The organism is Ruminococcus sp. (genome assembly GCF_016283395.1).
This window is the reverse complement of sequence record NZ_JAEEMU010000052.1, coordinates 19,875-40,243: the sequence shown is the minus strand read 5'-3', so window position 1 is coordinate 40,243 and position 20,369 is coordinate 19,875. Positions and strand designations below refer to the sequence as shown.

Below are 20,369 nucleotides of genomic sequence, written 5' to 3'. Positions count from 1 at the left end.
TCTAAGGAGGTGCGGAGACATTGACTAAGCATATGAGACTTATAATCTCCGTACTGTTTATCGTTATCATCGTCCTTGCCGTCGCTATCACCCGTTTTTATTCAAATACGGATCAGAGTGCCGAATTAAGCGGTACTCAGCCTGCCGTCGAGAAAAAGCTGAGCGCGGATAATTCCGGCAATCACATTTTCACGGACAGTGCAGGTCTTTACGGTATAATCGACAGCAATGAGCGCGTGATCGTTTACCCCGAATGGCAGGAGATAAAATTCACCGACAGCGACCTTTGTATCGCATCAAAGCAAATTCGCGGCAATAAGCTGTTCGGCTGCATCGACTATGAAGGCAATATCTCTATCCCCTTCGTTTATTCGGACATAACCGACACAAAGCTTTCAGGACGCACTTTTTATATTGCTAAATCCAATAATAACATCAAAGACGGCGTAAAAGACGACAGCAAAGATAAAATCACGTATGTCATCTACGACCATAACTTCAACCCGTGCTTTTCAAGAGCATGGACTTCATATAAAGAAGATGAAAACGAACTGGTCCTCACCTCGGAAAACGGAGTGTACAGATATTCCGTAACAGCTAACGATGTCATTCTCAGAAACGCTGTTATTAAAAGCGAAACAATGGACCACGCCTATGAGCTTGAGGTGACGAACAAGAACCTGCTCTCAAAGCTGAGTATCTCTTCACTTGAAAAAATGAGCAGGGCTGTTGATAAGTACATAGAGTATGCCTTTACAGGCAACAGCCGCCTGCTTACGAATATAGATGCCGAGCAGTCGGCAGTTTTCCTCACTCTTTTCCCCGAGGATCACTCCGTTACCTCAAAAACGCTCATGTCTCTGAATGATGTATCGGTATATTCATCTACATCTGATGATGATCTCGATCATTACAAGATCTACATAACTGCAAATATCTCTACCAATTCTAAAATGGCAGACGGTAAAATACAGTATCTTAGAGGTGATTACAAAGCCGTAATGGAATTCGTTTACGATCCCGAAAAGGGACTCCGCGTTCTTTCAGGCGACTTTGTTCCGAATAAGCTTTCTTATCCTGCAAAAGCAGCAGAAAGCAAACAGCCTGCGGATACAAATGAAAAGAAAAACGAGCAGCAGGCTCACTGACGGAGGTCATATCCATGAAGAAAAAAACAGCGTTCCTGTGTGCATTTATAATGCTTATGACCGCAGCCTGCGGCAAAATAGACAGCGGCAGCGAGACAGATGAAGAGACCACCGCAGCTTCAACGGAAGAGATCACTTCAGAAGCCGAAACCGAAGAAAATACCGAAGTATCGGAAAAATTCGGTGATGAATTCAATATATCCCCCGATATAAAGCTTGGCATGACAGAAGCCGAGGTACAGGCGATAATCGGTAATAATTACGATCGCAGCGTTGAGAAATATCTTGATGCAGGTCCTGATATCGCATATTACACAATACCCCTCGACAGCTGCCCGTTCCTCGGTATAGATATGGAGGGCTATGAGCTTTTAACATTCATTCCCGACGGCGAGCTTATCAGCATGAGCTATCATTTCGGAGTCATTGACAGGGACAACAATACCTCAAAAGATCACACCGAAGAAGAATTGAAAGCCGTATACGACAAGCTCTTCGAGCAGGTGCATGAATACTACGGTGATTATTACACCTCTACAGATGCGGGGACACCTTCACTGGGCAATCTCAGCTGGGACAACACCTACGGCACTCTTAACCTTTGGGGTACATATTACGATGACACCAAAGAAGGAAACGTTTCCTTATCTCTGAACGCAAATGACTTTGCTCAGAAGATACTTGATTATTCAAAAGAAAAAGCCGTATCTCAGCAGTCCCAAAACAACGGGCTGAACATTCTTGATCAGCTGAAAACAGGAATGACTATTGAAGATGTTTTCGCTGTTATCGGCAAGGATTACGACTATGAATACAGGGCAGGCTACAAGCCGTCTGTAGAATACGACTACAGCTTTACAGCCGACGAAGTTTTTGATACAGGGCTTCGCGGATATATGTTCGTGGAATTTGATGAAAAGACCGATGAACTCATCTGCTTCGGCTATCATATCGGAAATGTGGGGAATGTAGAGAACAGCAGCTACCCCTATTCGGAAAGCGAGCTTGAAGAAGCTTTCAATAAACTGCTGCCGTCTCTTGAAGAAGAATACGGCAACGCTACTGTGCCTTCGGCTTTTTCGGGCGAAGGTGTCAAAGCAGAATACTCATGGTCAATGGGAACAGATCAGCTCTGGGCTATATGGGGCACAGACCTGTGGGGCGCATCAAGCGGCGTAAACGAAATAATCGTTTCACGCTCCATTGACAGATAATATAAAGGAGAAATAACCATGTCTAAAAAAGTTGCAGTTATCATGGGAAGCGACAGCGACTTCCCTGTTGTAAAATCAGCTCTCACAGAGCTCAAAAAGTACGGCGTTGAATTTGAATGCCGTGTTATGAGTGCGCACAGAACTCCCGCAGAGGCTGCTGAATTTGCTTCAAACGCAAAGGCTAACGGCTTCGGAGCTATCATATGCGCAGCAGGTATGGCTGCTCACCTTGCAGGTGTAGTTGCAGGACATACAACACTTCCTGTTATCGGCATACCTATGAAGTCAAAGGCACTTGAGGGCGTTGACGCTCTCCTGGCTACAGTTATGATGCCTCCGGGAGTACCTGTTGCAACAGTAGGCATCGACGGCGCAAAGAATGCGGCTGTCCTTGCTGTACAGATGCTTGCTATCGCTGATGACGAGCTTGCCGCAAAGCTTGCTGCCGAGAAAAAGGCTATGGCTGACGGCGTTATCGCCAAGGACAAGTCTCTCCAGGAGCAGATCGCAGCTCTCTGATATTAACCAAGACCACTTTCACCCAAAGGAGGTAAAATATGACACCTTCAGAAAGAAAAGAACGCTCAGAAAAGATATTAAAGGAAAAAGGGATCGGCATAAACCCAAATCTTCCTCTTATTGAGGATGCTTCGCAGGTGAAGCTCAAAAGCCTTGATGACATCTGCAAAAGAGCAATTGCTGCTCTGCTGTGTACTCAGGTAGGCATAGAGCTCAGCGAAAACAACACAGATCAGTTGGGATTTTTCACAGGTCTTATACAGCATTTCGGCGTTGAGGACTGCCTTAACGCAAAGGAGCAGAGGCTCGTAAGCGGTAAAGGCTCGGAGCAGGATACTGTAGATGTTGTATGGGAGTATGAATGTTACTGGTCACTGCTGTGGGCACTTGGAATCGTTGAGGATATCACCGACGCAAACGCTATCTGCGACTGTACAGCGGCTATACGCGCTGTCTCTCAGTGTGAGGGCTTCGATGACTTCAAGAGCAGATGCTCTCTCAGGAGCACAGATGATATACTTGATATGCTCGACCTCTATTACCGCTATCACTGGGCAGTGGTCCAGAATGAACATATCGACAAAAACTGTCCTGTGGCTGATCTTGTGGGCGAAGTTGTATTCGAGCGCAGACGCGGTCTCGAATGGCTCATCTCCGATGAAAACGACTGGCACGATATAGAATTGGATACATGATAGATAATTTTGATACTCTTCTATTCGACCTTGACGGCACTCTCACAGACTCCACCGAGGGCATAGTTAAATGCATTGAACACGCTCTCACCAAAATGGGTTATGAGATGCCCGAGGATACGAACAAATTTCTCGGACCGCCGCTGTATCAGTCCTTTGCTGAGTTCTGCGGCATGAACGAGGAGCAGGTAAACGAGGCTGTAAAGATATTCCGCGAAAGGTACTCCACTGTGGGACTTTTCGAGAACCGCGTTTATGACGGTATCCCCGAAATGCTTGACAGGCTCAAAAAGGGCGGCAAAAGGATAATGGTCGCCACAAGCAAGCCCGAGGTGTACGCAGTGCGCATATTCGAGAAATTCGGACTTGCTCAGTACTTTGAAATAGTGGGCGGTGCAAACATAAACGGCACACGCAACTACAAGCATGAGGTCATCGAGTATGTTCTCGCAAAGGCGGATATCACCGACAGAAGCCGTGTACTTATGATAGGTGACCGAAAGCAGGACGCAGACGGCGCACATAAAACAGGTCTGAAATGCATGGGTATCCTCTGGGGCTTCGGCTCAATAGAGGAGCTTACTAAAGCAGGAGCAGACTATATTGCACATACACCTGAAGAAGCGGCAGATATGCTGCTCTCATAACATGATACAGGGGGGATAATATGTCAAACGTAAAAGTTGACAAGGAAAAAAATGAAGAACGCTTTGAGTTCATATCGGAACAGCAATATTGGGGCACCATATATTCTGTGTTTGTGGACAAAGTAACAGGTGTTACCTATTTATCGTCCATGCGCGAAGGCACAAGAGTAACCCCTTTGCTTGACAAGGACGGAAAACCATATATTGATCCGCGCTTCGGCGGAAATAATAAATAAACCTGCAAAAAGCCTTTTGAATTGTATGGTTCAAATTGAAGAACTTTCCAAAGCAGGTGCAGATCACATAGCAGAAACTCCGCAACAAGTCACAGATCTGCTTTTAAGAAAGGATTAAACACTATGTTCAATAATAATAAGGAAAAAGAAAAGCAGCGCTTTACTGAGATAAGCTCACAGACTATCGGCGCTTCAAAACAGATCGTCGTATTTGCAGACAACGAAACAGGTGTCTGCTATATGACTTCGACAGCAAGAGAGTCAGACATCATTATGATGAGAGATAAGTACGACAAGCCTCTTATCGCTAAAAATCTTATTAAAGAATAATAAGCCTACAATTTCCGTAATGATGCGGAATTGCATATATAATCATTTATATAATTCTCAAGGAGGAATTTTAAAATGTCAAACATCGAAAAGAAGGAACAGCTCTATGAGGGCAAGGCAAAAAAGGTTTACGCTACAAACGATCCTGATCTCGTTATCGTAGATTACAAGGACGATGCAACAGCTTTCAACGGCGAAAAGAAGGGCACTATCTCAGGCAAGGGCGTTATCAACAACAAGATGACAAACTATATGTTCAAGATGCTCGAAAAAGAAGGCGTACCTACTCACCTTGTTGAGGAGATCAGTGACCGCGAAACTATCGTTAAGAAGGTTTCTATCGTTCCCCTTGAGGTAATCATCAGAAACGTTGCAGCAGGCAGCTTTTCAAAGAGAATGGGCGTTGAAGAAGGCAAGAAGCTCCTCTGCCCTATCCTCGAATTCAGCTACAAGAACGACGATCTCGGCGATCCTTTCATCAATGATTACTATGCACTCGCTCTCGGTATCGCTACAAAGGAAGATATCGACACTATCGCTAAGTACGCTTTCAAGGTAAATGAGTTCATGGTAAAGTTCTTCAAGGGACTCAACATCGACCTCATCGACTTCAAGATCGAGTTCGGTAAGACTTCCGACGGCACAATTATCCTCGCTGACGAGATCTCACCTGATACCTGCCGTTTCTGGGATTCTACAACTCACGAAAAGCTCGACAAGGACCGTTTCCGCAGAGATATGGGCGGCGTTGAAGAAGCTTATCAGGAAATCATGAAGAGACTTATGGGAGAATAATCATATGGGCGGTTTTTTTGGTGCAGCCTCTAAAAACGACTGCGTTACCGACGTTTTTTTCGGAACTGACTATCATTCACACCTCGGTACAAGAAGAGGCGGTATGACATCATGGTCGGAGGAAAACGGTTTTCAGAGAAATATCCATAGTATCGAAAACTCCCCTTTCCGTACAAAATTCGAGAATGATGTTGTGAATATGAGAGGCAAGCTCTGTATCGGCTGTATCAGCGATACAGATCCTCAGCCTATCCTCGTCCGCTCAAAGCTTGGCATATATGCTGTATGCTCAGTAGGTATAATCCGCAATGCAGATGCTCTTGTTAACGAGCTCCTTGAACAGGGCTGTGCTAACTTTGAGTCAATGAGCAGCGGAAATATCAACTCAGGCGACCTTATCGGTGCTCTTATCGCACAGAAGAACAGCTTCGTTGAGGGTATCCGTTATGCACAGGAAAAGATCGAGGGCACTATGTCACTCATTATCCTCACAAAGAACAGCATAATCGCTGCAAGAGACAAGTTCGGCAGACTTCCTATCATCATCGGCAAGAGAAGTGACGGCTTCTGCCTTTCAACAGAGTCCTTTGCTTTCCAGAAGCTGGGCTATACCACATATAAGGAGCTCGTTGCAGGCGAGATCGTAGAGCTTACTTCCGACGAATGTAAGACACTTGCAGAGGGCGATCCTTCAAAGATGAAGATATGTACCTTCCTCTGGACTTACTACGGCTATCCCAACGCTGTTTACGAGGGCGTAAACGTTGAAGTTATGCGTACAAGAAACGGCGAGATAATGGCTGAAAACGATATCAAGAACGGCAGACTTCCTGACGTTGACTATATCTGCGGTGTACCTGATTCGGGTACTCCTCACGCTATCGGCTATGCTAACAGAAGCGGTATACCTTTCGCAAGACCTTTCATCAAGTATACCCCTACATGGCCAAGAAGCTTCATGCCTACAAACCAGAGCATGAGAAATCAGGTAGCAAAGATGAAGCTTATCCCCGTTCACGATCTTATCAACGGCAAGAAGCTACTCTTTGTTGACGACAGTATCGTAAGAGGCACACAGATGAGAGAGACTGTTGAGTTCCTTTATGAGCACGGTGCTAAGGAAGTTCATATGCGCTCTGCCTGTCCGCCTATCATGTACGGCTGCAAGTACCTCAACTTCTCAAGAAGCACTTCCGAGATGGAGCTTATCGCACGTCAGATAATCGACGAGTTTGAAGGCCCTGTAGGAGTAAAGCACATTGAGGAATACAGCAACTCAGCTACAGAAAGAGGACGCAGACTCAGAGATGAGATATGCAAGAGACTCCGCCTTACCTCACTTGAATTCCAGACACTTGAGGGTACAGAAAAGGCTGTAGGTCTTGACTCGTGCGGACTCTGCACATATTGCTGGAACGGCAAAGAATAATTTATTACAACGTTCGTAGGGGCTGGCGTCCTCGGCAGCCCGTAAGATCCATACGCTTTACGGGACGCCGAGGACGTCGTCCCCTACATTTATTCATGGAGGTAAATTAATGAACAACAGTTTTTCTGAAAGCTACAAAAAAGCAGGCGTTGACGTTACCGCAGGCTACAAGTCAGTTGAGCTGATGAAGGAGCATATCGCACGTACTATGATAAAGGGTGCGCTGTCAGGCATCGGCGGATTTGGCGGACTTTTCGAGCTTGATATGACAGGTATCAGCAAGCCTGTACTCGTATCGGGTACAGACGGCGTAGGTACAAAGATAAAGCTTGCATTTATCATGGACAAGCATGATACTGTAGGTATAGACTGCGTTGCAATGTGCGTAAACGATATCATCTGCTGCGGTGCAAAGCCACAGTTCTTCCTTGATTATATCGCTTGCGGCAAGAATTTCCCCGAAAAGATAGCAACTATCGTTTCAGGTGTTGCTGAGGGCTGCGTACAGGCGCAGTGTGCTCTTATCGGCGGAGAGACAGCCGAGCATCCTGGTCTTATGCCTGAGGACGAATATGACCTTGCTGGCTTCTCAGTAGGCGTTGTTGATAAGGACAAGATCCTCCAGCCAGATACTCAGAAGGCAGGAGATGTTCTCATAGCTATCAAGTCAAGCGGTGTACATTCAAACGGCTTCTCTCTCGTAAGAAGAGTATTCGATGTAAACGAGCAGAACCTCAATATGCACTTTGATGACCTGGGCACAACTCTCGGTGAATGTCTCCTTACTCCTACACGTATCTATGTAAAGGCTGTTATGAGCCTTCTTGATGCTGTTAAGGTAAAGTCTATATCACATATCACAGGCGGCGGCTTCTATGAGAATATCCCGCGTTCTCTCCCCAAGAACCTTGCTGCAAAGATCGAAAGAAACTCTGTACAGGTACTTCCTATCTTCGATCTTATCCAGAGAACAGGCGATATCCCTGAGAGAGATATGTTCAATACATTCAATATGGGCGTAGGTATGATCGTATCAGTTGACAAAAACGACGCTGACAAGGCTATCGCAGCTATCAAGGCAGCAGGCGAGGACGCTTACGTACTCGGCGAGCTCGTTGAGTCTGAGGAAGGCGTTATCATCTGCTGATAGAGCATTGATCTTATCATAATTCATAACATTAGCCGCAAAATTATCCGAATTCATTATTTTTGACTGTTTAAAGCAAAAAACACTGAAATCGAAACATGGGGTATGGGATTTGGAAATTTTAAAAGGTCGTGATGTTTATGAAAAAGCACATTCTTCTGGCTTCAGTGCTGCTTTCTGCCGCACTGACGGCTACACCTTTATACAGCGATGCGGTCGGAACCATAGATATGGACTACAACTCCGACGGTATCGTTGACTGCTTTGATATGATAACCGCAAGGCAAAACAGCGAGATATCAAGAGCAGAACTCAATGCTCTCCAGAAATTCCTGCTGGGCGTAAACGGTAAGACTCCCACAGAGTTTGAAGTACAGACCAACCCTATAGACGAGGACTGTATCCTCGAACCAAAGGGAACTGTACATACAGGCGAGGGCACTTTCTACGGCGGCGGTTATACAGGCGGTCACGCTATGCTTGACCCTGTATCCCACGATTACTGGATAGTCGCCATGAACCATTATGATTACAACGAAGCTCAGCTTGCAGGCGCATACCTTGAAGTTACAGGCGAGCTTGGCACTATAAAAATGCTTGTTACAGACGAGCTCCCCGAAGGCAAAAAGGGCGACCTCGACCTCTATACGGACGCTTTTCCGCTCATCGCTCCTGTTGAGAAAGGAAGAGTACCCGTTAGCTGGAAGATAATCCCCCTTGATACCGCGGAGACTGCTCCTATCTCATTCAAATACAAAGAGGGCAGCACGGAATTCTGGTGTGGCGTTCAGGTACGCAACCACCGCTACCCTATAACAAAACTTGAATACCTCAATGCAGACGGCGAATTCGTTGAGATACCGCGCCGCCCGTACAATTATTTCGAGTCCCGTGAAATGGGAAAAGGTCCTTTCACCTTCCGCATAACCGATATCTACGGTCAGGTGGTCATAGACAAGGATATCCCACTTTCATATGACGATACGGAAATAATACAGGGACACGTTCAGTTCCCCGAATAATTTTTACTCTTGCAATAAAATAATAGGAGAAAAAATCCATGAAAAATATAGTTGTTCTCGTTTCAGGCGGCGGCACTAATCTACAGGCACTCATAGATGCCGAAAAATCAGGTATCATCAAGAGTGGAAAGATAACCTGTGTCATCTCCTCAAAGGAAGGCGCATACGCTCTTGAACGCGCCAAAAACAACGATATATCTACAAGAGTTATCCCAAGAAAGGAATACTCTGACAGTGTGACCTACAGTCAGGCTATACTCAATGCACTTAATGAAGAAAAAGCCGACCTTGTGGTACTTGCAGGATTTATGACCATACTTGATGAGTGCGTGACAAAGGCTTACGCATACAAGATAATCAATGTTCATCCTGCACTTATCCCGTCATTCTGCGGCGAAGGCTACTACGGACTCAAAGTCCACGAAGCTGCTCTCGCTTACGGCGTAAAGGTCAGCGGCGCAACAATACATTTCGTAAACGAAGAAGCTGATGCAGGTGCTATAATCCTACAGGGAGTAGTAAACGTTGAAAAGGACGATACTCCCGAGATACTCCAGCGCAGGATCATGGAAAACGTTGAATGGAAGCTTCTTCCTCAGGCGGTATCTCTCTTCTGTCAGGACAGGATAGAGATAGTTGACGGAAAGGCTTATGTAAAATAAAACTATGAAAAAGATAAAGGAATTATTGGAAAAACAAACTGTACAGAAGCTGTTTCTCTGCTTCTGGATGTACGCTGTACTCGGCTGGATATACGAGGTATTCCTCGAAGTCGTAGTATACAAATGGGGTTTCAGAAATCTTGGTATAATGTTCGGACCATACTGCCCGATATACGCCGTAGGAGCTTTGCTGTTCCTGCTCTTCTTCGGAAAATTCATGAAGAAGGAAGGCGGCATCGGCTTGCAGATATCCCGTCCGTTCATCATATTCTTCGGCTGTATGTTTGTCGCCACCACCGTAGAACTTGCAGGCACTTATGTCCTCGAATTCTTCACAGGCGGCTGGCCATGGGATACATATGCAGATTATAAGATCAACTTTCAGGCAAGAATAGCACTCTCCCCTTCCCTCAGATTCGGTATGGGCGGACTGCTGTTCATGTACTTCGTACAGCCATTCTATGATTGGTTTCTCGCAAAGCCAAAACGCAAAACACTCAATATCATCACACTTATCGTACTTGTGGGAGTTGTCACAGACTTCATACTCACACTGATAATAAGATACTGATAAACCATTATCCGAAAGGAGTTATTAATATTATGAAAAAGCTTGATTTAGCACAGGAACTCAGTTCAAACGCTTACCCCGGAAGAGGTATCGTTATCGGTAAATCCGACTGCGGAAAGTACGCTGTTACTGCATACTTCATCATGGGCAGAAGCGAAAACAGCCGCAACCGCGTATTCATCGAGGAGGGCAAGGGCATCCGTACAGAGGCTTTCGATCCTTCAAAGCTTACTGATCCACACCTTATCATCTACGCTCCTGTAAGAGTTCTCGGCAATAAGCTCATCGTTACAAACGGCGATCAGACTGATACTATCTATGAGCTCATGGACAAGCAGCAGACTTTCGAGCAGTCTCTCCGCACACGCGAATTCGAGGACGATGCTCCTAACTATACACCTCGTATCTCAGGAATACTCCACTTCGAGGACAAGGGCTTCAACTACGCAATGTCTATCCTCAAGAGTGCAAACGGCAATCCTGAGTCATGTCAGAGATACACATTCACATACACAAATCCGCTTGCAGGTGAGGGACGCTTCATTCATACATATATGGGTGACGGCAATCCGCTCCCAAGCTTTGAGGGCGAGCCTAAGCTTGTAGGCATCAGCGGCAGTATCGACCAGTTCACAGATATGCTCTGGAACAACCTCAATGCTGACAACAAGGTATCTCTTTTTGTCCGCTACGTAAATCTTGAAGATAATACTGAGGAGACACGTATCGTAAACAAGAACAAGTAATGCTCAGCAAATGAAAAAATTCAGTATTCTGCTTGCAGCGGCATTGCTTCTTCCGCTTTTGGGCTGTAACTTTCCTTCGCTTTCGGGCAGTAAAAAAGAAATACCTGAGAATTTCTTGGCAATGCCCGATATCCTTTCTGATGACGAATTGAACATTGCTGAGAATGAACCGTCTTACAAATGCATCGAATCGCATTATGAGAATGGCGAACTCGAAGAAAAAAAGAAAAGCTCTACGATGAGCATGACCATATTATATCAGATTACAACCTTGATATAGTATCAGGTGAGCCGAAACCTGCTATGTACGGAAAAAGCGTCAATGAGTATGACTCGGACGGCAATTTGGTAAAGAGTATATGGTATTATTCGGACGAAAAAACTGTCTACACAGTTTTTATCAATACCTATGATGAAAACGGCAACCAAACAAGTATAACTGTGTATTACGACTATGACGGTCACCCCCAAAAGCACTCCTACTATGAAATGAAGTATGACGAGCACGGCAATGAGACCGAGTGGTTTGAAGTCAAAGCTAATAACAGCATCGGCACTGTCTGCAAGTATTCGTATGAGTACGACGATAAGGGCAATATCACCAAGAAAACCGAGGATAAGTCATATTCAAAAGATAAGATAATAGAGCATACATATACCTATGACGATGACGGAAATATGCTTACCGAGACTTCTGTCAGCATATCAAGAAAGTCGGGTAAGCAAAAGTCCGATCTTACCACATGGACATATGAATACGACATCAGCGGCAATCTTATCCGTAAGGTATCAGACAGCGTCGATGAGAAAGGCAGAGTCGAAACGACTTATGAATACGACGAAAAAGGCAGACAGATAAAATGTACAAGTATCAATGGTTATAATACTGTTGATGTAACAGAATACGAATACGAAGACCTTAAACTGGCTGATTGATATATACGGTTTCAGAGTGTATCATATCACCAGCGATGATACTGACCGGGCGGACAATATCCGCAAAGAGCTTGAAAGGATAAAAAGAAATCAGGACAGTTAACTGAGCCGTATAGCGGCTATATTAGGGGAAAGTGATAAAATGAACATAGTTACTATTGACTGCCCTCATTGCGGTGCGGCAGTTGAACGAAAAAAAGATGAATACTTCGGAGTCTGCCCTTACTGCGGCTGCGAGGTATGCTTTGATGAAGCAAAAGCAGAAGCTGAAGTTGAAGACTTACGCAAAAAAGTAAACGACCTTGACCGGAAGATCACCACCGATAAGCAATATAAAAAGCAGCTTGAAAAATGGAAGAAAGGGCGCAACAGATTATATATCGTCTCCTGCCTTTTGTCTACTGCAGGATTTACATTCGCAATGCTCAGTAAAGAGGTAGACGATGCTTCCATTACTATAGGCATGTCACTTTTAATATTGGCGGTGCTGCTCATACTCATTGGTGCGCCTTTACACTGTTTGCAATCCCCCGCATTCTTTGAGGGAAATGAAGATTTTTCAGGCAGCAAAACTTCCAGATTTAGTCTTTTAGGCAAAGTGGTCGGCATAGGTTTCCTTTTGCTATGTGGGTCCGCTTTCTGCTCTGCGATCATCTGCGCTATCTTCAGTTCCTGATATTTTGATTTTTCTATATAAAGCCTTTGTGCCGAATAATTATACATAAAGCATTATTAATTATGAATTAATATAAGGAGGACATTACCATGTCAAATGAAATGCAGTTAAAATACGGCTGTAACCCAAATCAGAAGCCATCAAGAGTTTATATGGCAGACGGCAGCGAGCTTCCTATCGAAGTGCTCTGCGGCAAGCCCGGCTATATCAATCTTCTTGACGCTTTCAACGGCTGGCAGCTCGTTAAAGAGCTCAAGGCTGCTACAGGTATGTGCGCAGCAACTTCATTCAAGCACGTATCTCCGGCAGGTGCTGCTATCGGCAGACCTCTCAGCGATGATCTGAAGAAGATCTACTGGGTAGACGATCTCGGCGAGCTCACTCCCCTTGCAAGTGCTTATGCAAGAGCAAGAGGTGCTGACAGAATGTCCTCTTACGGCGATTTCATCGCTCTTTCCGACAAGGTTGACGTATGCACAGCCAAGATGATACAGCGCGAGGTATCAGACGGCGTTATCGCTCCTGATTACGATCCCGAAGCTCTTGAGATACTCAAGTCAAAGAGAAAGGGTACATACTGCATACTCAAAATGGACGAGAACTACAAGCCTGCTCCTATCGAAACAAAGCAGGTATACGGCGTATCTTTCGAGCAGGGACGCAATGAGCTTGACATCAACCGCGAGCTCCTTGCTAACGTAGTTACCGAGAACAAGGATATCCCCGATGACAAGAAGGACGATCTCCTTATCTCTCTCATCACACTTAAATACACACAGTCAAACTCTGTTTGCTACGTAAAGGACGGACAGGCTATCGGTATCGGTGCTGGTCAGCAGTCACGTATCCACTGCACAAGACTTGCAGGTCAGAAGGCTGACAACTGGTGGCTGAGACAGTCTCCACAGGTAATGGGACTCCAGTTCGTTGATGATATCCGCCGTGCAGACCGTGACAACGCTATCGACGTTTACATCGGCGACGAATATGAGGACGTTCTCCGCGAGGGCGAGTGGCAGCGTATCTTCAAGGTAAAGCCTGCTGTATTCACAAGAGAAGAAAAGAAGGCTTGGCTGGCTAAGAACACAGGCGTATGCCTCGGTTCAGACGCTTTCTTCCCATTCGGTGACAACATCGAAAGAGCTAAGAAGTCAGGCGTTGAGTATATCGCAGAGCCGGGTGGTTCTATCCGTGATGATAACGTTATCGAGACCTGCAACAAGTACAATATCGCAATGGCGTTCACAGGTATCCGCCTTTTCCACCACTGATATAAAATGCTCAGGCTGCGGTCAACATCTGACCGCAGCCTTGTATTATGGAGATATACATATGAAAAAACTTCATTTCACTGCTTTTATAGCAGCTGCTTTAATGGCAGTATCATTTTGCAGCTGCCTTGATAAAAAGAATGATACCTCAGATACTAACGCTTCAACAGCTTCCGAAGCATCAACTGAGGGAACTGCTTCTTCTCCGCCTGTTCCCATGTCACCTATTATCGAAAATACAGAGTACAAAAACGGCAACTACAAAAGTCACTCTTTCTCAATGTATGCCGAACCTAATATATGGAAGTATGACAGCTCTGAGACTGTTACAGAAGGCGGAGCTATGCCCTGCGACCTGAAAATGGTCACTGACAGGGACTTCACCACCTGCGGCTTAAAGGTCTATGTTGCCGAGAACAATGACGGCAAGTCCGCTCAGGAAGCCATAAACTCCGAAAACAATGATAATATCATCTTCACAGGTACAACTGCTACTGCGAAATGTACCTTCTATTACTATGAATGGGCTGCAAACGATGATCTGCATTGCAGGTCTTATCTTGCTGACTTCGGCGGCAAATACCTTTGCGTCTATGCAGAGAGCACCAATTTCGGATACGTAGAAGGCAAAATAACAGAGATACTCTCAAGCATAAAGTAAATTGAAATAGGAAAGAAAAACTGTATAATACAGCCATGAGCCATTAGCCCAAAGAGTTCGCTTGCGCTCACATTATTTAAATTATTCGCCGAAGGCGACACATTTGCTAATAGCTAACGGCTAAAGGCTAAGGGCTTAGTTCCATGATAAATGAAAATAACACTTCCCTAATTCAATTATTATTAAATATGCCGCTTTTCAGCCTGTCTCCTGATTTCGAGCCGCTGTCGGAATAATGTCGAAACTCTGAAAAAAAACAGAAATTTATGCGATAATTTTTTCTTTTCGTCTGTTGCTATTTTCAGAATTATGTGGTATAATGTTATATAATGCGGTAATTGCGCAGCAATACTGATATTTTCAGAAACGAGGGGGATACATATGAGCAGCAATTATAATTCTATCTCACTAAAGAAACTATACATAACCGCAGCCGCTTTCACGATATTTTACATTATAATCTCTGTTATCGCTTATCTGACTTCGGGGCCTGTTTTCAATGCTCTCCTGAGCGATTCGATAAAGGATAATCACCCCGATATAGGTATGTCAGGCAAATGCAAAGCACTGCTGTGTGCGCTTCAGATAGTATGGCTGCCGTTTCTGATATATATATTCAGCTGCATGGGCTGGGCTTTCTCGGCAAAACGATGTAAGCGAACGCTTAAAGTCGCCCCTGCCCTATGGCTTATAGGTTTTATCATAGAGCACGTTATGGCTCTGTTCATATCACATACTTCAATGGCTGAAAGCCATGTTTCGGGACGCTGGCTGATACAGCGCACAGAATACGTGACATTCTTCTTCAGTATACTCCTTGTAGGCGCACTGGTGCTTATCTGCACCGCCGCTGCACTCGGTATAGATGAAGACCGTCATGTTAAGCATTTAAAATACAAATAAGGAGCATAAAAATGCAGAAATCAAACACACTAAAGATCACATTACTTACTTCAGCTTTATTTTGTATTATCAAACTCGCTCTCGACATATTTTTCATAATGTATAATCATCTCTCGCTGTATACGGCTCTTTTCGGAGAGACCGTAAAAAGTGAGACTCTTCCTGCCAATATCAAGTTCGGACTTATTCTGGAAGCCATTATCGTTTCCGCACCTATATGCGTACTGGCTTCCGTAAACTGTGCATATAAGGATCTCAAGAAAAAACGAGGCATAATCACTATTGTCCTTGCAGTATTACTTTTCCTGACAGATTATGGCTGCTCAATGCTGGTAAACCGTATCATACGCAACAATATCAAGGAAAAATACGGCAAAGACATCATGGACATCGTAACACAGGTAAACTCATTAAGGGGCTTGTCAGGTTTCCTTGTTTGTGCTGCATTCGTTATGGTATGCTGCTGTGCCTCAATAGAGATATACGGAGGAAGTCTTGCAGAAAGCATGAAATTAGAGAAAAAAAGTGCATAAACGTGCATTTTTCGGCGTTTTTAACATAAAATGCGCTTTTAGCGAATGAGCAGAAGGGGTTCTGTGCCGTTCGTTATAATATAATGATATAAGGAAAAAATCAAAAGGGGAAATTAACAATGAAAAAAATTATTATAGCACTCTCATCTATTCTTGTTCTTGCAGCAGCAGGTATTTCAGGAATTATTTACTATCACGCCATACCTTCAAAAGCATATAAAACAGATTATTTCAGCTTCAAAGTTCCCCAAAGCTTCAAAGCCACTTCAGAAGCATCATCAGGAGATAACTATTATACATTTAAGAGCGATGACGCAAGTATATCTATATGCAATTACGACATCATGAACAGCTTTGATACAATCAGCGCATATGCCACATTTCATTTAGAAGGAAAAGATACTGTACCCGAAAAGCTCTTAAACACTCCATACAATGGTTATTTCTTTTCATCTGAAAAGAATCTCAAAGACGACGGTAAGCTCCATATGAAATATGTCCTCAACGCAGATACTTATTTTATGAATATAGACGCATATTGCAAGCCTTCTGCTGAGGAACGTGTAAAAAAAGATCTGGACCGTATCGTCAAAAGAGTTAAATACAAAAATGATAACCACATTGAAAACAAGCCCGATGTATATGACTTCGATTATGTAAGCATAAACACAGGCTCAAAATACATCTGTGCCGACAGAACAATTGATTTTGAAGGCACACCTTTCAAAAGCGATCTCATTATCAGGGAGCAGCTTGCTGAAATAGATAATCCAGACAAACTGTTTCTTCCTTGTGTTAACATCGCTGTAAAAAAGTACTCCGATTCTTCACCTGCTGAACGTGCAGATGAATCATATAATTCAGCAAAAGATTCCCAAGAAAAACATCCAGCAATAATCAGAGATCAGCAGGAGATGTTCGGAGTCAAATGCGAACACGTTTATTTTGAACTCAACTCATCTTCGGATGGTGAAGAAAAAGACTGTATAAGCCGTGACCAGTATTTCTTTGAAAAAGACGGTTTGCTTTACGAAATATTCGCTTCTTACCACGCAGACACCGACAAGGCAGATATTAAGGAAATGCTTGACAGCATAACAATTAAATAAGCTTACAACGAATGAGCAGAAGGGGTTCTGTGCCGTTCGTTATAATATAATGATATAAAGGAAAAATCAAAAGGGGTAATTTAACTATGAAAAAAATCATTATCATTCTGTCATCTGTCATCATCGTTCTTGGTGCAGTATTGTTCGGTGTCTACTTCTATAATACTCATCCGTCCGACAAATATGAACTTGACTCTTTCAGTTTTGAAGTTCCTATGGGATTCAAGAAGGCAGACCATAAAGACGGCTATAAGTATACCTTCAAATGTCTTGGCGAAGAAATAGACATTGAGTGTGATCATCTCAACTGCAAGCCCGAAGCTGCAAAGGATCTTATGGTATACTATAACGATGATGAAAATGTCAAGCTTGAAAAGCTCAAGGGATATCCCTACGAAGGATATTTCCGTACATCAGAGAGAACTATAAAAGATAAAAAGAACGCGCTTATTTCATGCGTTCTCGGAACAGATACATACTATCTGTTTTTAGACTGCACCTGCAGTCCGTTAAAGGCAAAAATATTAAAGCCTGCAATTGAAAAAATTGCAAAAACTGTAAAGTATACATCGGATTTCCGCCTTGAAGATAAGCCTGAGATATATGACTATGATTTCTTTACTGTCAGCACAGGCGCAAAGTATGCCTGCAATGATGTTACCGGCGAGCTGAAAAGCGACAGTTTTCTTTGGGTAAGAGAAACTTATACAGAAGCTGATGATGTCGAAAAAATGTATCTTCCAATGACTTCTATACAGGTTTTTGATGACGGAAGCTCTCCTGCTGAACGTGCAGATAATTTATATAACCAAAAGGCTGAAAAAGAGAACTCATACTCCGTACTTACACGAGACCAGAAGGATATGTTCGGCTTTAAGTGTGAACATATTTATTATGAGCTCAACAATGAGAGCGATGACGGTGATGTAAGATGCCTTGATAATTATTATTTCTCAGACGATAAATACACATACAGTATCTATGTAACATACCTTAAAGATGCAGATGCTGCAGATGCAAAGGAAATGCTTGACAGCATAACCATTAAGAATAAATAACTTTTTACATACAGGAGGAATTTCCCAATGAAGAACGTATTAGTAGTAGGCGGCGGCGGACGCGAACACGCTATTATAATGAAACTGGCTGAGAGCCCAAAGATCGGTAAGCTCTATTGCGCTCCGGGAAACGGCGGTATATCCAAGTATGCTGAATGTTTCAACGTAGGTGCAACAGACGTTGACGGAATAGTTGCTCTTGCAAAGCAGCTCAAGCCCGATATGGTAGTAGTTGCTCCTGATGATCCCCTCGTACTTGGTATGGTGGACGCTTTGCAGAAAGAGGGCTTCGTTACATTCGGTCCTAAGGCTAATGCCGCTATTATAGAAGGCTCTAAGGTATTCTCAAAGGAGCTTATGAAGAAATACAATATCCCTACAGCTTTCTATGAAGTATTCACAGAGTCCGATAAGGCTATCGCTTACCTCAAAGAGCAGAACAGCTACCCTGCTGTTATCAAGGCTGACGGTCTTGCTCTCGGTAAGGGCGTTATCATCGCTCAGAATGAGGAAGAAGCTGTAGCAGCTGTACATGATATGATAGACGAACTCAAATTCGGAAAGAGCTCCGCACGTATAGTTATCGAGGAATTCCTCACAGGTCCTGAGGTATCTGTTCTCAGCTTCACTGACGGAAAAACTTTAGTTCCTATGATATCCTCTATGGATCACAAGCGCGCTCTTGACGGAGATCAGGGACTTAACACAGGCGGTATGGGTACTGTTTCACCTAACCCATGCTACACTGAGGATATTGCTAAGGAATGTATGGAGAAGATATTCATTCCTACTATGAACGCTATGAACGCCGAGGGACGCACTTTTGAAGGCTGTCTCTACTTCGGACTTATGATTACTCCAAAGGGACCAAAGGTAATAGAGTACAACTGCCGTTTTGGTGATCCCGAAACTCAGGTAGTACTTCCTATGCTTGATGCTGACCTCTATGAGATATTCGAGGCTATTTACAACCACGAACTTGACAAGGTGGACATAAAGTGGCATAATGGAAGCTGTGCCTGCGTTATCATGGCAAGCGGCGGATATCCCGAAAGCTATCCAAAGGGAATCGTTATGAACGGCTTTGACGATAAAGGTCAGGTTGAGGGCTGTTTCGTTTATCATGCAGGTACTAAACTTAGCGAAAACGGCGAATTCCTCACAAACGGCGGCCGTGTTATCGGCGTTACAGCAAAGGGCGATACTCTTCAGGCTGCACTTGATAAGGCTTATGAAGGTGTATCAAAGATAAGCTTTGAGGGTGCTCACTACAGAAAAGATATCGGTCAGAGAGCTCTGAAGTCTCTCAGCTAAGGAGCATATCATGCATAAACGTTTAAATAACGGTATAAAGTACTGTTTTATCGCAAATCTGCTGTTTTTTGCATTCAGCATCATATGCCTGATATATTACAAGACCTATAACAATACCTCTTCTTTTTCAAAATTACTCGAGATCATCGCATACACGGTGGAAATAGGCGGATTTTGTCTTTTCCTGTGGGGCGACTGGCTGATGTCAACGGCTATGCGATTCAGGACTATGATGAAAATATGTCTTACGATATATATTGTTGTCGAAGTTTTAATGATGATACTGGAGCTTAATTCCTACAGGCTCGACTTCTATCAGCCTTATTCGCTCCTGCTGGCTATGGTACATTCAGCTTTCTCGGGACTCACCTGTCTTACATTTTTACAGCTTGATCCCGATAAAAAGAAACTGGAACTTTTCACTATAATCAGCATTTCTATCATGTTCTGCGGAATGCTCGGTAATATCATCGGACTGCGTATTTATTTCAGTATCATGATAAATTCTATTGCGTTCGCTCTGCTGTTCTTCTCCATAGGCAAACTCATTGCCCGTGAGGACATCGAAGTGGACTGCCACGGCGATAAAGCCAGAGTTGCGGAATTTACAAGTTCTATCGTTGATGATTGAGAACGCTTTCATATATAGTCCGAAAAAAGGAGAAATTCAATGCATAAGCGTTGAATTTCAGAAAAATAATTTTTGAATTCTATATATCGCACAAAAACATACGCCTGCATTTGTGA

25 protein-coding genes are annotated in these 20,369 nt (G+C 43.8%); all 25 read left to right on the top strand.

The features are described 5' to 3' along the window. Positions 1–20 precede the first annotated feature (20 nt). The 25 genes from QZZ41_RS13670 to QZZ41_RS13550 all read left to right on the top strand — a co-directional run bounded on the left by QZZ41_RS13670 (position 21) and on the right by QZZ41_RS13550 (position 20,253). Entirely contained in the window at positions 21–1,148 is a 1,128-nt protein-coding gene (locus QZZ41_RS13670; RefSeq protein WP_295073282.1) for a WG repeat-containing protein, read from the top strand. 14 nt (positions 1,149–1,162) lie between these two features. Beyond that, positions 1,163–2,362 (top strand): hypothetical protein, encoded by a 1,200-nt coding sequence (locus QZZ41_RS13665; RefSeq protein WP_295073279.1) that lies wholly within the window; start codon positions 1,163–1,165, stop codon positions 2,360–2,362. A gap of 18 nt (positions 2,363–2,380) precedes the next feature. Next, positions 2,381–2,881 carry a 5-(carboxyamino)imidazole ribonucleotide mutase gene (gene purE / locus QZZ41_RS13660; RefSeq protein ID WP_295073276.1) on the top strand — a complete coding sequence of 167 codons (501 nt, stop codon included), beginning with the start codon at positions 2,381–2,383 and terminating at the stop codon, positions 2,879–2,881. 38 nt (positions 2,882–2,919) lie between these two features. After that, entirely contained in the window at positions 2,920–3,576 is a 657-nt protein-coding gene (locus QZZ41_RS13655; protein ID WP_295073273.1) for a DUF4272 domain-containing protein, read from the top strand. Beyond that, positions 3,573–4,223, top strand: coding sequence for an HAD hydrolase-like protein (locus QZZ41_RS13650; protein WP_295073270.1), 651 nt, complete (start codon positions 3,573–3,575; stop codon positions 4,221–4,223). Before QZZ41_RS13655 ends, QZZ41_RS13650 begins: the two co-directional genes overlap by 4 nt. A 20-nt stretch (positions 4,224–4,243) precedes the next feature. Continuing rightward, positions 4,244–4,459 carry a DUF6440 family protein gene (locus QZZ41_RS13645; RefSeq protein ID WP_295073267.1) on the top strand — a complete coding sequence of 72 codons (216 nt, stop codon included), beginning with the start codon at positions 4,244–4,246 and terminating at the stop codon, positions 4,457–4,459. A gap of 123 nt (positions 4,460–4,582) precedes the next feature. Continuing rightward, complete coding sequence (locus tag QZZ41_RS13640) at positions 4,583–4,789, top strand: DUF6440 family protein (RefSeq protein ID WP_295073264.1); 207 nt, start codon at positions 4,583–4,585, stop codon at positions 4,787–4,789. A 75-nt stretch (positions 4,790–4,864) separates the two neighbouring features. Further along, positions 4,865–5,584, top strand: a complete 720-nt coding sequence (gene purC / locus QZZ41_RS13635; RefSeq protein WP_074715717.1) for a phosphoribosylaminoimidazolesuccinocarboxamide synthase — start codon at positions 4,865–4,867, stop codon at positions 5,582–5,584. A gap of 4 nt (positions 5,585–5,588) precedes the next feature. Further along, positions 5,589–7,013: an amidophosphoribosyltransferase gene (locus QZZ41_RS13630; protein ID WP_295073261.1), complete on the top strand. Its 1,425-nt coding sequence runs from the start codon at positions 5,589–5,591 to the stop codon at positions 7,011–7,013. 109 nt (positions 7,014–7,122) lie between these two features. Continuing rightward, the gene (gene purM / locus QZZ41_RS13625; RefSeq protein ID WP_295073258.1) at positions 7,123–8,160 is read left to right on the top strand and encodes a phosphoribosylformylglycinamidine cyclo-ligase; all 1,038 of its coding nucleotides are present in this window, start codon (positions 7,123–7,125) and stop codon (positions 8,158–8,160) included. A gap of 140 nt (positions 8,161–8,300) precedes the next feature. Beyond that, positions 8,301–9,182, top strand: coding sequence for an expansin EXLX1 family cellulose-binding protein (locus QZZ41_RS13620; protein WP_295073255.1), 882 nt, complete (start codon positions 8,301–8,303; stop codon positions 9,180–9,182). Positions 9,183–9,220: 38 nt separating this feature from the next. Continuing rightward, the gene (gene purN / locus QZZ41_RS13615; protein WP_295073251.1) at positions 9,221–9,844 is read left to right on the top strand and encodes a phosphoribosylglycinamide formyltransferase; all 624 of its coding nucleotides are present in this window, start codon (positions 9,221–9,223) and stop codon (positions 9,842–9,844) included. 4 nt (positions 9,845–9,848) lie between these two features. Further along, a complete protein-coding gene (locus tag QZZ41_RS13610; RefSeq protein WP_295073249.1) occupies positions 9,849–10,415 on the top strand; it encodes a putative ABC transporter permease in 567 nt (188 codons plus the stop codon). A gap of 32 nt (positions 10,416–10,447) precedes the next feature. Continuing rightward, positions 10,448–11,161 (top strand): IMP cyclohydrolase, encoded by a 714-nt coding sequence (locus QZZ41_RS13605; protein WP_295073246.1) that lies wholly within the window; start codon positions 10,448–10,450, stop codon positions 11,159–11,161. A 10-nt stretch (positions 11,162–11,171) separates the two neighbouring features. After that, a complete protein-coding gene (locus tag QZZ41_RS13600; RefSeq protein ID WP_295073243.1) occupies positions 11,172–11,441 on the top strand; it encodes a hypothetical protein in 270 nt (89 codons plus the stop codon). A 23-nt stretch (positions 11,442–11,464) separates the two neighbouring features. Beyond that, positions 11,465–12,097 (top strand): hypothetical protein, encoded by a 633-nt coding sequence (locus QZZ41_RS13595; RefSeq protein ID WP_295073240.1) that lies wholly within the window; start codon positions 11,465–11,467, stop codon positions 12,095–12,097. A gap of 142 nt (positions 12,098–12,239) precedes the next feature. Continuing rightward, complete coding sequence (locus QZZ41_RS13590) at positions 12,240–12,773, top strand: hypothetical protein (protein WP_295073237.1); 534 nt, start codon at positions 12,240–12,242, stop codon at positions 12,771–12,773. 89 nt (positions 12,774–12,862) lie between these two features. After that, positions 12,863–14,044: a phosphoribosylaminoimidazolecarboxamide formyltransferase gene (locus QZZ41_RS13585; protein ID WP_074715734.1), complete on the top strand. Its 1,182-nt coding sequence runs from the start codon at positions 12,863–12,865 to the stop codon at positions 14,042–14,044. A gap of 61 nt (positions 14,045–14,105) precedes the next feature. Then, positions 14,106–14,705: a hypothetical protein gene (locus QZZ41_RS13580; RefSeq protein ID WP_295073232.1), complete on the top strand. Its 600-nt coding sequence runs from the start codon at positions 14,106–14,108 to the stop codon at positions 14,703–14,705. Between the two features lie 381 nt (positions 14,706–15,086). After that, positions 15,087–15,608 (top strand): hypothetical protein, encoded by a 522-nt coding sequence (locus tag QZZ41_RS13575; protein ID WP_074715739.1) that lies wholly within the window; start codon positions 15,087–15,089, stop codon positions 15,606–15,608. 11 nt (positions 15,609–15,619) lie between these two features. Then, on the top strand, positions 15,620–16,141 hold the full coding sequence (locus QZZ41_RS13570) for a hypothetical protein (RefSeq protein ID WP_295073228.1): 522 nt from the start codon (positions 15,620–15,622) through the stop codon (positions 16,139–16,141). Positions 16,142–16,260: 119 nt separating this feature from the next. Next, on the top strand, positions 16,261–17,250 hold the full coding sequence (locus QZZ41_RS13565; protein WP_295073226.1) for a hypothetical protein: 990 nt from the start codon (positions 16,261–16,263) through the stop codon (positions 17,248–17,250). A gap of 86 nt (positions 17,251–17,336) precedes the next feature. Then, positions 17,337–18,308: a hypothetical protein gene (locus QZZ41_RS13560; protein WP_295073224.1), complete on the top strand. Its 972-nt coding sequence runs from the start codon at positions 17,337–17,339 to the stop codon at positions 18,306–18,308. A 27-nt stretch (positions 18,309–18,335) separates the two neighbouring features. Continuing rightward, positions 18,336–19,622, top strand: a complete 1,287-nt coding sequence (gene purD / locus QZZ41_RS13555) for a phosphoribosylamine--glycine ligase (protein WP_295073221.1) — start codon at positions 18,336–18,338, stop codon at positions 19,620–19,622. Positions 19,623–19,632: 10 nt separating this feature from the next. Continuing rightward, positions 19,633–20,253: a hypothetical protein gene (locus tag QZZ41_RS13550; protein WP_295073218.1), complete on the top strand. Its 621-nt coding sequence runs from the start codon at positions 19,633–19,635 to the stop codon at positions 20,251–20,253. Positions 20,254–20,369 lie beyond the last annotated feature (116 nt).